Genomic DNA, 12,025 nt, shown 5'->3' with positions numbered 1-12,025 from the left:
TCGGCTCCTGTCATGCCGGGGGGCTTACCTGGCGGGTGAACGCCAGGACTTCGGGATGATCGACGGGTACCAGTTGCGGGTGGCTCCAATTGCTCACCTCACCGACACCCAGGACCAAGAGCCCACCCGGTGCAAGCCGCTGGACCAGCTGGTTGAGCAGGTCTCGACGCAGCCAGCGGCGGAAATAAATCAGCAAGTTCTGACAAAAAATGACATTGAGCCCCTGCAAGGGGGCCTGCCCCAGTTCCAGCACATTGAGTCGGGCGAAGCACAGTCGCTCCGCCAGGCCCGCGGTGACCTCGAAACTGCCGTCCGCATGGGTGCGGAAATAGCGCTCGCGCAGGCTGGCCGGCACCCCAGCCAGCCGCTGCAGGCTGTAGGTCCCCTGCCGCGCCTGGCGCAGGGCTTCGCTGCTGATGTCGGTACCGGTCAGGGCGAACGTCAGGGGGCGTGGCTGCCGGGACAGAGCTTCGGCGGTACTGATGGCCATCGAAAACGCTTCCTCTCCACTGGCGCACCCTAGACTCCACAGGGTCAGACCGTTGCCCTCGGTGGTCCGGGCGAATTCACTCACATAGGCTTCCAGCAGCGCGAAGGACGGTGGATGGCGGAAGAAGCGGGTGGCCTGGATGGTCAGCCGATCGAGCAGCCGGACCCATTCGATGCGCCCGCCGATGCCCGCGCAGACGACCTGGTAGTAGCTGTCGTAATCCGCGATCTCCAGTTCGCGCATGCGCGCGGCCAGCTGGATCTGCAGAAAGCTGCGCTGGCGATCGTCCAGTACCATGCCGGCGCGCATCTCGAGCAGCTGTCGCCAACGCTCGAAGTCCGCATCCGGCAGCTCGGGAGCACGGCGCAACGCCCAACTCGACTCCCTCACCCCGTCTCCCCCTCGCCACACCGCGATGCGGCCGCTGCGGTCAGCCCAGCGGCTGCTCGTTCGGCAGATTGAAGCCCGAGACCGAACGCCGCATCTCGCTGGCCAGCTTGGCCAGCTCGCCGATGCTGCGCGCGGTGGCGGTGGTGCCGGCCGAGGTCTGCGAGGTGATCTCCTGAATCACGTTCATGGTGCTGGAGATGTGGCTGGCGGACGAAGACTGCTGGCGCGCGGCATTGGAGATGTTCTGGATCAGCCCGGCGAGGCTCTGGGATACCTTCTCGATCTCTTCCAGGGCCACACCGGCGTCCTGGGCCAGGGCGGCCCCGCGCACCACTTCCGAGGTGGTCTGCTCCATGGAGATGACCGCTTCGTTGGTGTCGGTCTGGATCGCCTTGACCAGGGCCTCGATCTGCTTGGTGGCGCCGGAGGAACGTTCGGCGAGGCGCTGGACCTCGTCGGCGACCACGGCGAAGCCGCGGCCGGCGTCACCGGCCATGGAGGCCTGGATGGCGGCGTTCAGGGCCAGGATGTTGGTCTGGTCGGCGATGTCGTTGATCAGGCCGACGATGTCGCCGATCTCCTGGGACGACTCGCCCAGGCGCTTGATCCGCTTGGCGGTGTCCTGGATCTGCTCGCGAATGCTGTCCATGCCGATGATGGTGTTGTGCACCACCTGGTTGCCCTTGTTGGCGATGGCCACGGAGCGCTCCGCCACCGCGGTGGATTCGGAGGCGTTGGTGGATACCTGGTCGATGGACACGGCCATCTCGTTGATCGCCGCGGAGGCCCCGGCGATTTCCTGGGCCTGGTGTTCCGAGGCCTCGGCCAGCACGGTGGCGGTGTCCTGGGACTCCTGGGCGGCGGCGGCCACCTGGACGGCGGTCTGGTTGATGGTTTCCACCAGTTCGCGCAGCTGGTCGATGGAGTAGTTGATGGAGTCGGCGATGGCGCCGGTGAAGTCTTCGGTCACCGTGGCCTGCACGGTCAGGTCACCGTCGGCGAGGTCGGCAATCTCGTCCAGCAGACGCAGAATGGCGGTCTGGTTGCGCTGGTTCTTCTCGTCGGTCTCGGCCAGGCGGCGGCGGGTGTCGCGCACCAGGATGTAGCCGATGCAGAGGATGGCGCCGAGGGCGATGAACACCAGCAGGTAGCTGCCCACGGTGTTGATCTTGCGGCTCTGGGCCAGCGACGCGTAGCCGGCGCTCAGGTCCGAGGCGGAACCGAGCAGCGCCTGGGAACCACGGTAGATCAGGCCCACGGCGGAACGGATCTGCAGCAGTTCGGGCGAGGTCGCGAGGATCTCGTCGACGTTGCCGGAGACGAACTCGAACAGCTTGTTGGCTTCGTTGAGGCGGCCGACCGCCTCGGGATCGGTGATCTTGGCGATGCCCATGGAGGCATTGCCTTCGCGCATGGCCTTGAGCACCCGGCCGAACAGGCTGGCGTCGCGACCAAAGCTGTCGGCGGCCTGCACGGCGGCTTCGTCGCCGGTGAGGATCTTGTTGATGGCGCCGAGGATCCGCTCGGCGAGCAGCGCCTGCCGCTGGGCCACCACCACCTGACTGGCGGGCGCGCCGCGCTCGATCAGGATGTCGACGATCTCTTCGTTCTCGACCTGCAGCTGGGGGATGGTGTCGGCCAGGGCGCCGGACAGCTGGTGCAGGGACAGTACGGTCTGCTCGCTGCCGAGCATGGTGTCGACCTGCTTGCGCTGGGCCTCCCACTGGGATTCCAGGGTGTCCAGCCGCGGACGGAGGATCGCCGGCGACGCCGGCAGACCGGTCTGCGGATCGCCGCTGCGCAGGATGTTCAGGCGGCGCTCGAATTCGGCACGGGCCTGGCGCAGGTCCTTGAAGGCGTCGGCCTTGCCGGTCGCGGCCTCACTGGCGCTCTTGGCCAGCTGCTGCGAGAGGATGCGCAGCTCGGTGGCCTGGCCCTGATACTGGTTATCGTAGTTGGTCTGGGTGCCCAGGTACGCGAAGTTGGCGAACAGCAGCACGATCGCGACGATCAGCACCACGAACATGCCCGCGACCCACGCGTTGAGTTTCCCGGTATTGAGTTTGTTCATCAGCGGCCCCCGCCTGGACCTTGGTTCCTTTAGTTCTATCCTTGTCGGACGCCGGACCGGTTTGCTTGAAGCCGGTGCTCGTCGCCCTACCCCCACCCGTCGGCGACGGCTCCTGCCATCCCGACCCCGATCCGCCTTGCAGCGTCCGGACCTCCGACCCGCTAGGCCGCGACGTCCATGAACTCGGGATGCTCGACCAAGGCGCGCGGGCTGCAGACCAGCCAGGGCACGTCGCGTTGGAAGACACCTTCCAGAAAGAAGTGCAGGCCCGCCGGCACGCTGTCGGCGTGCTCGCGATAGGCCTCGATGTCGAAATGCTGCATCCCCAGGACTTCGTCAACCGCCAACCCGACGAAGAGGTCGCCATGGTCGACGATCAGGATGCGCCGCTGTTTGCGCAGGGCCTGGATCTTCACGCCGAGGAATTGCCCCAGGTCGGCGATCGGCAGCAGGCGACCACGCACGTTGGCCACGCCCTTGAGCCACGGCTTGACGCCGGGCAGCGCGGTGAAGCGCGGCTCCGGCAGGATCTCGCTGACCTCGCCCATGGGAATCACGAAGCGCAATTCACCGAGGCGAAAGCCGATACCGCTCCAGCTGCGCTGGTTTTCCTGCTGCGCCGGCAGGCCGGCCGCCCGCTCGCGGCAGCGCAGATCGATCAGGCGCAAGAGTTCGTAGGGCGTGGTGGCGTCGCTCATAGGATTCCCTGCCCAGTGGGGCGCTGCCGCGAGAAACGGACGAAAGACCTCAGCCTTGCAGGACACCCGCCAGGGTGCGCAGCAGGGTGTCTTCGTCGATGGGCTTGGTGAGGTAGTCCTTGGCGCCCTGGCGCTTGCCCCAGACCTTGTCGGTTTCCTGGTCCTTGGTGGTGACGATGACCACCGGGATGTGGCTGGTCTCGGCATCCTTGGTCAGCTGCCGGGTGGCCTGGAAGCCATTGAGGCCGGGCATGACGATATCCATCAGCACCGCGTCCGGCTTCTCCTGGCGGGCCAGGGCGACGCCGTCGGCACCGTTCTCGGCCTTGAGCACCTGATGCCCATGCTTTTCCAGCATGGCGGTGAGCTTGTACATCTCGGTGGGAGAGTCGTCGACGATCAGAATTCGAGCCATGAAAATTTCCTACTAGATTGAATCGCCCGCCTCAGGACACTCAGGACGCTTGTTCGAGCGGAGTGAAACTGGGGACGTGGGTCTTGATCGCACCGATCAGCTCTTCTTTGCTGAAGGGTTTGGTGAGGTACTGGTCAGAGCCGACGATGCGGCCCTTGGCCTTGTCGAAGAGCCCGTCACGGGAGGACAGCATGATGACGGGCGTCGCGCGGAAGGCGCTGTTGTTCTTGATCAGCGCGCAGGTCTGATAGCCATCCAGTCGCGGCATCATGATGTCCACGAAGATGATGTGGGGGTGACTATCGGCGATCTTGGCGAGCGCATCGAATCCATCGATGGCGGTGATGACCTCGCAGCCAACTTTCTTGAGCAGGGTCTCGGCGGTCCGACGAATCGTCTTCGAGTCGTCGATCACCATGACCTTCAGCCCTTCCGAATACTGTTCCATGTTCAAGCTACCAGCTCATCGTCGATGAAACGTGAATGATGTCGATCCGGGCACTTTGGCGGCGCCTCTTTGTAGCACACAATACCGTGACGTACCACGCAGATCCCCTGGTGGCGGACCACCGGCCCGCCCGCCACGACGATCGCGCAAGCATTGGCACTGGAGGGGATCGAAGGGCTATTCTGACGCCTTGCCCACGTACAACCGAGGTCTAGCGTCAATGAGTATCCGCCTGGGGATCGTCATGGATCCCATCGAACGCATCTCCTATAAGAAGGATAGCTCCATGGCCATGCTGTGGGCGGCCAAGGCGCGCGGCTGGACCCTGCACTATTTCGAGATGCAGGACCTGTACCAGGTCGATGGCGAAGCCCGCGGTCGCGGCCGACAGCTGGACGTGTTCCAGGATCCGGAGCGCTGGTTCGCCTTTGGCGAGGACGTCGACCTGCCCCTGCGCGAGCTGGACGTGATCCTGATGCGCAAGGATCCGCCCTTCGACAACGAATTCGTCTATGCCACCTACCTGCTGGAGCAGGCCGAGCGTAGCGGCACCCTGGTGGTGAATCGCCCGGCCAGCCTGCGCGACTGCAACGAGAAGTTCTTTGCCACCCTGTTTCCCGAGCTGGCGCCGCCGACCCTGGTCAGCCGCCGCGGCGACATCATCCGCGAATTCGCCCGCACCCATGGCGACGTCATCCTCAAGCCGCTGGACGGCATGGGCGGCAGCTCGGTGTTCCGCCACCGCGAAGGGGATCCCAACCTCTCGGTGATCCTCGAGACCCTGACCGCCCACGGCACCCAGCAGATCATCGCCCAGCGCTACCTGCCAGGCATCAAGGACGGCGACAAGCGCATCCTGATGATCGACGGTCAACCGGTGGACTATTGCCTGGCGCGCATTCCGGCCCAGGGCGAGACCCGCGGCAACCTGGCCGCCGGTGGCCGGGGCGTCGCCCAGCCGCTGTCGGCGCGGGATCGCGAAATCGCCGCCACGGTGGGCCCGGAACTGCGCAAGCGCGGCCTGCTCTTTGTCGGCCTGGACGTGATCGGCGAGCACCTCACCGAGATCAACGTCACCAGTCCGACCTGCATCCGCGAGATCGATGCGGCCTATGACACCCGCATCGCCGAGCGCCTCATGGATGTGATCGCGCAGCAACGCGCGGGCTGAGGCGAGGGTCCGTGCCGCCCGTGGCGGCATGGACAACCGCGGACACAATCCGCAGACTGGCGCCAGCCCTGCCGCGCGTCCTCTGCCCTTGCCGACCCAGTCAATGCCCAGCACCGCCTCCTCCCCCGCCAGCCAGGTTCGTCCCGCCGACCGCCTGGGCTTCACGCTGCTCATCGCGACCCTGCTGCACGTCGTGCTGATTCTCGGCGTCGGCTTTTCGCTGCCCGAGCCCACCCAGATCAGCCGTACCCTGGAGGTGACGCTGGCCAGCTTCAAGAGCGACGAGGCGCCCAAGCAGGCCGACTTCCTCGCCCAGGAGAACCAGCAAGGCAGCGGCACCCTGGACAAGGCGGCGGCCCCAAGCACCCCGGTGCATGCGCCCTTCCACGACAGCGAGATCCGCCAGGCCGCGCCTCCGGCCCGCCCGCCGGCGGCGGATCGCGCCCAGGCGCCCAAGGCGGCGGTGACCACCCGCGCCGCGCGGCTGACCAAGGCCGAACCCAGTCGCGAGACACCCGAACGGGAGCAGCGCGATGCGCCGAGCCCCGAGTCCGACAGCCAGGCCGCCGAACTCGCCAGCCTGGAGGCCCAGCTCGCCGAAGAGCGCCAGCAATACGCCAAGCGGCCAAAGATCTGGCGGATCAACGCCGCCTCGACGCAAAAGGACAAGGGCGCCCGCTACAAGGAAGAATGGCGGCGCAAGATCGAGCGCATCGGCAATCTCAACTACCCCGAACAGGCCAAGCGCGACCGCCTCTACGGCAGCCTGCGCCTGCTGGTGTCCATCAACAAGGACGGCTCGCTCTACGAGGTCCAGGTGCTGGAGTCCTCGGGGCGCCAGGTACTCGATCAGGCGGCGCTGCGCATCGTCCGGCTGGCGGCGCCCTTCGCCCCCTTCAGCGGCGACCTGGCCGACATCGACCGCCTGGAGATCATCCGTACCTGGCGCTTCGAGCGTGGCGACCGCCTGTCCAGTCAATAGCCCGGGACGCCGTTGGACTTGAAGCCGGACCGCGCAACCGGGAAACTTGCCGGTCATGAAGCCGACCTCCAGCACCACCCTACAGCACCAGCTCCTGATCGCCATGCCGCAGATGGACGATCCCAATTTCGCCGAGACGGTGATCTACCTCGTCGACCATGGCCCGGACGGCGCCATGGGCCTGGTGATCAACCGGCCCAATGGCCTGCACCTGGACGACCTTCTCGAACAGCTGCGTCCGGACATACCGGCCACCCCGGAAGACACCCGGGTCGTGCTCTATGCCGGCGGTCCGGTGCAGACCGATCGCGGCTTCGTCCTGCATGACGCCGGCCCGGTGTTCCAGAACACCCTGGAACTCGAAGAACTGAGCCTGACCACCTCGCCGGACGTGCTCTTCGCCCTCTCCGACGGCACCGGTCCGAGCCGCCACCTGATCACCCTGGGCTACAGCGGCTGGGGGCCCGGCCAACTGGAAGAAGAACTCGCCGCCAATCTCTGGCTCACCACCCCGGCCACCAGCGCCCTGCTGTTCGAGACGCCGAGCGAGCAGCGCCTCGGCGCGGCCGCCGCCCTGCTGGGGGTCGACCTGCGCCTACTGTCGCGCCAGGCGGGCCACGCATGAGCGCGCCCAGCGGGCTCTACCTGGGCTTCGACTACGGCACCCGGCAGATCGGCGTCGCCGTCGGCCAGGCCGTGACCGGTCAGGCCCGCGAACTGCTCACCCTCAAGGCGCAGAACGGCGTACCCGACTGGCAGCAGATCCAGCGGCTGCTGGACGAGTGGCGGCCCACCGCCCTGGTGGTCGGCCTGCCGCTGAACATGGACGGCACCCCCAGCGAGATGAGCGAGCGCGCCGAACGCTTCGCCCGCCGCCTGCACGGCCGCTACGGCCTGCCCGTGCATACCCATGACGAGCGCCTCACCACCTATGCCGCCAAGGGCGAGCGCCTGCAGGGCGGTCAGCGCGACGGCTATCGCGAGCGCCCGGTGGATGCCCTTGCCGCCGCCCTTCTCCTGGAAGGCTGGCTGACCCAACAACTGGAACGGGCCGCGCGCCCGCAATCGGAGTAGCCATGCACCTGCCCTCTCCCGCCGAGCTCCTGCCGCGGCTGGCCGCCGACCTGCGCCTGTCGCTGGATCGTCGTGGCATCACCGACCCCGGCTTCGTCGGCATCCACACCGGCGGCCTCTGGGTCGCCGAGGCCCTGCTGGCCGAACTCGGCCTTGACACCCCGCTGGGCAGCCTGGACGTCTCCTTCTACCGCGACGACTTCACCCAGAAGGGCCTGCACCCCCAGGTGCGCCCCTCGGCCCTGCCGTTCGAGATCGACGGGCGCCACCTGGTGCTGGTGGACGACGTGCTGATGAGCGGCCGCACCGTGCGTGCGGCGCTCAACGAACTCTTCGACTATGGCCGTCCCGCCAGTGTGACCCTGGTCTGCCTGCTGGACGTCAATGCCCGCGAATTGCCGATCCAGCCTGACGTGGTGGGCGCCACCCTGACCCTGGCCCCCACCCAGCGCGTCAAGCTGACCGGCCCCTCGCCGCTCGCACTCGAATACCGCGACGTCCCCGCCGCCTGACCTGGATCTGCCGCCATGACCGACGCTACGCGTTCGCTGCAACTCAACGCCCAGGGCCAATTGCGCCACTTCCTGTCACTCGACGACCTGCCCGCCGAACTCCTCACCGAATTGCTCGACACCGCCGACTCCTTTCTCGAGGTCGGTGCCCGGGCGGTGAAAAAGGTGCCGTTGCTGCGCGGCAAGACCGTGTGCAACGTCTTCTTCGAAAATTCGACGCGCACCCGCACCACCTTCGAACTGGCGGCCAAGCGGCTGTCGGCGGACGTCATCACCCTCAACGTCTCCACCTCCTCCACCAGCAAGGGCGAGACGCTGTTCGACACCCTGCGCAACCTGGAAGCCATGGCTGCCGACATGTTCGTGGTGCGCCACGCCGACTCCGGCGCCGCCCACTTCATCGCCGAACACGTCTGTCCCGATGTGGCCATCATCAACGGCGGCGACGGCCGCCATGCGCACCCCACCCAGGGCATGCTCGACATGCTGACCATTCGCCGCCACAAGGGCGATTTCGCCAACCTGTCGGTGGCCATCGTCGGCGACATCCTGCATTCGCGGGTCGCCCGCTCCGACATGCTGGCGCTGCGCACCCTGGGTTGCCGCGACATCCGCGTGATCGCCCCGCGCACCCTGCTGCCGGTCGGCCTCGAAGAACTCTATGGCGTACGCACCTTCACCGACCTGGCCGAGGGCCTGGACGGCGTGGACGTGGTGATCATGCTGCGCCTGCAACGCGAGCGCATGCAGGGCGGCCTCTTGCCCAGCGAAGGCGAGTACTACCGGCTGTTCGGCCTGACCCGCCAGCGCCTGGCGCGCGCCAAGCCCGATGCCATCGTCATGCACCCCGGGCCGATCAACCGGGGCGTCGAAATCGAATCCGCGGTCGCCGATGGCGAGCAGTCGGTCATCCTCAACCAGGTCACCTACGGCATCGCGGTCCGCATGGCGGTCTTGTCGATGACCATGAGCGGGCAGACGGCCCAGCGTCAGCTACAGGAGAATGCGCAGTGAGCCTGAGCATCCGCAATGCCCGGGTGATCGACCCGGCCACCGGTCTCGACCAGATCAGCGACGTCCATGTCGACCAGGGTCGCATCCTCGCCCTCGGCGAGGCGCCCCAGGGCTTCCAGGCCGACGAGCAGCTGGACGCCAGCGGCCTGATCCTGGCGCCCGGCCTGGTCGACCTGGATGTCGCCCTGTGCGAACCGGGCCTGACCCGCAAGGGCAACGTCGACAGCGAGACCCGCGCCGCCGCGGCCGGTGGCGTCACCAGCCTCTGTTGCCCGCCCACCACGCGTCCGGTGCTGGACACCACGGCGGTGGCCGAACTCATCCTCGACCGGGCGCGCACCGCCGATCATGCCCGCGTCCATCCCATCGGCGCCCTGACCAAGGGCCTCGCCGGCGAGCAGCTGGCCGAACTGATGGCCCTGCGCGACGCCGGTTGCGTGGCCTTCACCAACGGCCTGCAGCCCTTCGAGAATCTGCGGGTGCAGCGGCGCGCGCTGGAATACGCCGCCACCTTCGACCTCACCGTGGTCTTTACCGCCCTGGACGCCGATCTGGCCCACGGCGGCCTGGCCCACGAAGGGCCCACCGCCAGCTTCCTGGGGCTCACCGGCATCCCGGAGACCGCGGAGACCATCGCCCTGTCGCGTGACCTGCTGCTGGTAGAACAGAGTGGCGTGCGCGCCCACTTCGGGCAGCTGACCAGTGCCCGCGCGGTGGAGATGATCGCCGCCGCCCAGGCGCGCGGCCTGCCGGTGACCGCCGATGTGGCGCTCTACCAGTTGCTGCTCACCGACGAGGCCCTGCAGGGCTTTTCCAGTCTCTATCACGTCAAGCCGCCGCTGCGCACCGCGCGCGACCGCGACGCCCTGCGCGCCGGGGTACGGGACGGGGTGATCGGCGCCATCTCCAGCCATCACCAGCCCCACGAGGCGGACGCCAAGCTGGCGCCCTTCGCCGCCACCGAGCCGGGCATCAGCAGTGTCGAATTGCTGCTGCCCCTGGCCCTGACCCTGGTGGACGATGGCCTGCTGGATCTGCCGACCCTGCTGGCCCGCCTCACCAGCGGCCCTGCCCAGGCCCTGCGCCTGGCGGCGGGCCGCCTGGCCAAGGGCCTGCCGGCAGACTTGGTGCTGTTCGCCCAGCAGCCGACCGCCCAGGCCGCCACGCCCTGGCTGTCCCGTGGACGCAACTGCCCCTTCCAGGGCCTCACCCTGGGGGGACGCATCGAACGCACCCTGGTGGGTGGCCGCACCACCTACCGCCGTGACGCCTGAATAGAAGAAGGGGCTCCATGGAGCCCCTTCTTCTTGCCATCCAGCCGACGCTAGCGCACCAGCCGCCGGCGATTCTCCTCGGAGATCTGCGAATTGAGCGTCCAGAAGTCGTAGAGCACGCCCAGCAGGAAGAAACCCGCCGTAAAGAAATAGAGGATGGCGGTGATCCACTTGCCCAGGTAGAGGCGGTGCACGCCGAAGATGCCGAGAAAGGTCAGCAGGATCCAGCCCAGGCTGTAGTTGAGCGAGCCGGACTGGAAGCGCAGGTCCGCCTCGCGATCCATGGCCGGGATCAGGAAGAGGTCGATCAGCCAGCCGATGCCCAGCAGGCCCAGGGTGCAGAACCAGATCGTGCCGGTAACCGGCTTGCCATAGTAGAAGCGGTGGGCGCCGAGAAAGCCGAAGATCCACAGCAGATAGCCCATGACCTTGCTGTGGGTGTCCTGATACCGCATGCCTACTACCTCGCGACTGAAGGAAAAGACCCGCCTTACCTACACCCTTACCTTCACCATGACTTTATGTCGAAAACTGGATGAATGCCCAGGGAGTCTCACTGGCTGGCGCTCAAGGGACCTCACTTTCCGCTAAAAATTACATAATTTCTTGATGAGAGGTGCACAAAATATCCACAGGGTTGGTATAGAATCCCTCGCTTCGATCTTCAGACACCCCTACGACAATGCGTCTATTTCTTCTGACATGGCTCTCCGCCTGTCTTGTACTGCCCGCGGCAGTGCAAGCGAAAGAGAACTCTGCAGCGCGCACTGCCGCTCCGGTCCACAAGGTCGCAGCCCGGCATGTCACCGCCGCCTCAGCTCCCAAGACCGCCCGGCACGCCGCCGCTGCTCCCGCGCCCAAGGCTGCCGCTCGCCACGTCGCCAGCGTCGACCGTGCCCAGGCAGCCTCCGCGGCCCGCGCCAAGCGCGCCGCCCGTGCGACCAGCGCCCTGCACCGCAAACAGGCCACTGCCCAGGCCGCCACCCGCAACGTCGGCGCCCAGGTGGCGACCCGCGCCATGGACCTGGTCGGCACGCCCTATCGCTTCGGCGGTACCAATCCGCAGAACGGTCTGGATTGCAGCGGCCTGGTCAACTACGTCTATCGCGACGTGCACAACGTCAAGCTGCCGCGTACGTCCCGGGAGCTGGCCCAGCTCAAGGGACCCAAGGTCGCCCGTGGCGATCTCAAGGCCGGCGACCTGGTGTTCTTCAAGACCGGTCAGCGCAGCGGTATCGATCACGTCGCCATCTACCTGGGCAACGATAGATTCGTCCATGCCCCGCGCAGTGGCGAGAGCGTGCGCGTCGATCACCTGAGCAAGCCCTACTGGACCAAGCGCTTCGCCTCGGCCAAGCGCGTGCTGCAGCAGCCCACCACTCTGGCGGCGGAAGCCGATCCCGTCGCGGACAAGCCGCGTACCAAGCGTACCCGCAAGTCCTGATCCCTCCCCCTCGCTCCGCCGGGCACTACCGCCCGGCGGAGT

At 66.9% G+C, this 12,025-nt stretch carries 14 protein-coding genes; 8 read left to right on the top strand and 6 right to left on the bottom strand.

Annotated features, from left to right (window positions below):
* Positions 1–10: 10 nt before the first annotated feature.
* The 5 genes from DBY63_RS15420 to pilG all read right to left on the bottom strand — a co-directional run bounded on the left by DBY63_RS15420 (position 11) and on the right by pilG (position 4,512).
* Positions 11–859 carry a CheR family methyltransferase gene (locus tag DBY63_RS15420; protein ID WP_108582377.1) on the bottom strand — a complete coding sequence of 283 codons (849 nt, stop codon included), beginning with the start codon at positions 857–859 and terminating at the stop codon, positions 11–13.
* A gap of 61 nt (positions 860–920) precedes the next feature.
* Positions 921–2,951, bottom strand: a complete 2,031-nt coding sequence (locus tag DBY63_RS15415; protein WP_027598875.1) for a methyl-accepting chemotaxis protein — start codon at positions 2,949–2,951, stop codon at positions 921–923.
* 161 nt (positions 2,952–3,112) lie between these two features.
* Positions 3,113–3,649: a chemotaxis protein CheW gene (locus tag DBY63_RS15410; RefSeq protein ID WP_007161681.1), complete on the bottom strand. Its 537-nt coding sequence runs from the start codon at positions 3,647–3,649 to the stop codon at positions 3,113–3,115.
* A gap of 49 nt (positions 3,650–3,698) precedes the next feature.
* On the bottom strand, positions 3,699–4,064 hold the full coding sequence (pilH, locus tag DBY63_RS15405; protein WP_007161680.1) for a twitching motility response regulator PilH: 366 nt from the start codon (positions 4,062–4,064) through the stop codon (positions 3,699–3,701).
* Between the two features lie 40 nt (positions 4,065–4,104).
* Positions 4,105–4,512 (bottom strand): twitching motility response regulator PilG, encoded by a 408-nt coding sequence (pilG, locus tag DBY63_RS15400; RefSeq protein WP_007161679.1) that lies wholly within the window; start codon positions 4,510–4,512, stop codon positions 4,105–4,107.
* A gap of 220 nt (positions 4,513–4,732) precedes the next feature.
* On the opposite strand from pilG, the gene gshB reads away from it, so the two are divergent.
* From gshB to DBY63_RS15365, 7 genes are all read left to right on the top strand, one after another.
* Positions 4,733–5,683 carry a glutathione synthase gene (gene gshB / locus DBY63_RS15395; protein WP_108582376.1) on the top strand — a complete coding sequence of 317 codons (951 nt, stop codon included), beginning with the start codon at positions 4,733–4,735 and terminating at the stop codon, positions 5,681–5,683.
* Between the two features lie 103 nt (positions 5,684–5,786).
* The gene (locus tag DBY63_RS15390; protein WP_177411461.1) at positions 5,787–6,665 is read left to right on the top strand and encodes an energy transducer TonB; all 879 of its coding nucleotides are present in this window, start codon (positions 5,787–5,789) and stop codon (positions 6,663–6,665) included.
* A gap of 55 nt (positions 6,666–6,720) precedes the next feature.
* The gene (locus tag DBY63_RS15385) at positions 6,721–7,290 is read left to right on the top strand and encodes a YqgE/AlgH family protein (RefSeq protein ID WP_007161676.1); all 570 of its coding nucleotides are present in this window, start codon (positions 6,721–6,723) and stop codon (positions 7,288–7,290) included.
* Positions 7,287–7,739: a Holliday junction resolvase RuvX gene (gene ruvX, locus DBY63_RS15380; protein WP_027598879.1), complete on the top strand. Its 453-nt coding sequence runs from the start codon at positions 7,287–7,289 to the stop codon at positions 7,737–7,739. The genes DBY63_RS15385 and ruvX overlap by 4 nt, the downstream gene beginning before the upstream one ends.
* A 2-nt stretch (positions 7,740–7,741) precedes the next feature.
* Positions 7,742–8,251: a bifunctional pyr operon transcriptional regulator/uracil phosphoribosyltransferase PyrR gene (gene pyrR, locus DBY63_RS15375; RefSeq protein WP_027598880.1), complete on the top strand. Its 510-nt coding sequence runs from the start codon at positions 7,742–7,744 to the stop codon at positions 8,249–8,251.
* 15 nt (positions 8,252–8,266) lie between these two features.
* Positions 8,267–9,265: an aspartate carbamoyltransferase catalytic subunit gene (locus DBY63_RS15370; protein WP_007161673.1), complete on the top strand. Its 999-nt coding sequence runs from the start codon at positions 8,267–8,269 to the stop codon at positions 9,263–9,265.
* Positions 9,262–10,539 carry a dihydroorotase gene (locus tag DBY63_RS15365; protein ID WP_027602933.1) on the top strand — a complete coding sequence of 426 codons (1,278 nt, stop codon included), beginning with the start codon at positions 9,262–9,264 and terminating at the stop codon, positions 10,537–10,539. Before DBY63_RS15370 ends, DBY63_RS15365 begins: the two co-directional genes overlap by 4 nt.
* A gap of 50 nt (positions 10,540–10,589) precedes the next feature.
* Here DBY63_RS15365 and DBY63_RS15360 read toward each other — a convergent pair whose 3' ends face one another.
* Positions 10,590–10,994: a TM2 domain-containing protein gene (locus tag DBY63_RS15360; RefSeq protein WP_007161671.1), complete on the bottom strand. Its 405-nt coding sequence runs from the start codon at positions 10,992–10,994 to the stop codon at positions 10,590–10,592.
* A gap of 281 nt (positions 10,995–11,275) precedes the next feature.
* Here DBY63_RS15360 and DBY63_RS15355 point away from each other — a divergent pair, with 281 nt between their 5' ends.
* The gene (locus DBY63_RS15355) at positions 11,276–11,983 is read left to right on the top strand and encodes a C40 family peptidase (RefSeq protein WP_027602932.1); all 708 of its coding nucleotides are present in this window, start codon (positions 11,276–11,278) and stop codon (positions 11,981–11,983) included.
* Positions 11,984–12,025 lie beyond the last annotated feature (42 nt).

The sequence above is a fragment of the Pseudomonas sp. RIT411 genome (genome assembly GCF_003057735.2).
Lineage (GTDB): Bacteria > Pseudomonadota > Gammaproteobacteria > Pseudomonadales > Pseudomonadaceae > Chryseomonas > Chryseomonas oryzihabitans.
The sequence above is the reverse complement of the archived record's forward strand: the minus strand, read 5'-3'. Positions and strand labels throughout refer to the sequence as shown.

Bases quoted from the DNA above. Each gene is read 5' to 3' on its own strand.
- DBY63_RS15415 (WP_027598875.1), bottom strand. From the start codon at position 2,951: ATGAACAAACTCAATACCGGGAAACTCAACGCGTGGGTCGCGGGCATG.
- pyrR (WP_027598880.1), top strand. From the start codon at position 7,742: ATGCACCTGCCCTCTCCCGCCGAGCTCCTGCCGCGGCTGGCCGCCGAC.
- ruvX (WP_027598879.1), top strand. From the start codon at position 7,287: ATGAGCGCGCCCAGCGGGCTCTACCTGGGCTTCGACTACGGCACCCGG.
- DBY63_RS15360 (WP_007161671.1), bottom strand. From the start codon at position 10,994: ATGCGGTATCAGGACACCCACAGCAAGGTCATGGGCTATCTGCTGTGG.
- pilG (WP_007161679.1), bottom strand. From the start codon at position 4,512: ATGGAACAGTATTCGGAAGGGCTGAAGGTCATGGTGATCGACGACTCG.
- DBY63_RS15370 (WP_007161673.1), top strand. From the start codon at position 8,267: ATGACCGACGCTACGCGTTCGCTGCAACTCAACGCCCAGGGCCAATTG.
- gshB (WP_108582376.1), top strand. From the start codon at position 4,733: ATGAGTATCCGCCTGGGGATCGTCATGGATCCCATCGAACGCATCTCC.
- DBY63_RS15390 (WP_177411461.1), top strand. From the start codon at position 5,787: ATGCCCAGCACCGCCTCCTCCCCCGCCAGCCAGGTTCGTCCCGCCGAC.
- DBY63_RS15385 (WP_007161676.1), top strand. From the start codon at position 6,721: ATGAAGCCGACCTCCAGCACCACCCTACAGCACCAGCTCCTGATCGCC.
- pilH (WP_007161680.1), bottom strand. From the start codon at position 4,064: ATGGCTCGAATTCTGATCGTCGACGACTCTCCCACCGAGATGTACAAG.
- DBY63_RS15410 (WP_007161681.1), bottom strand. From the start codon at position 3,649: ATGAGCGACGCCACCACGCCCTACGAACTCTTGCGCCTGATCGATCTG.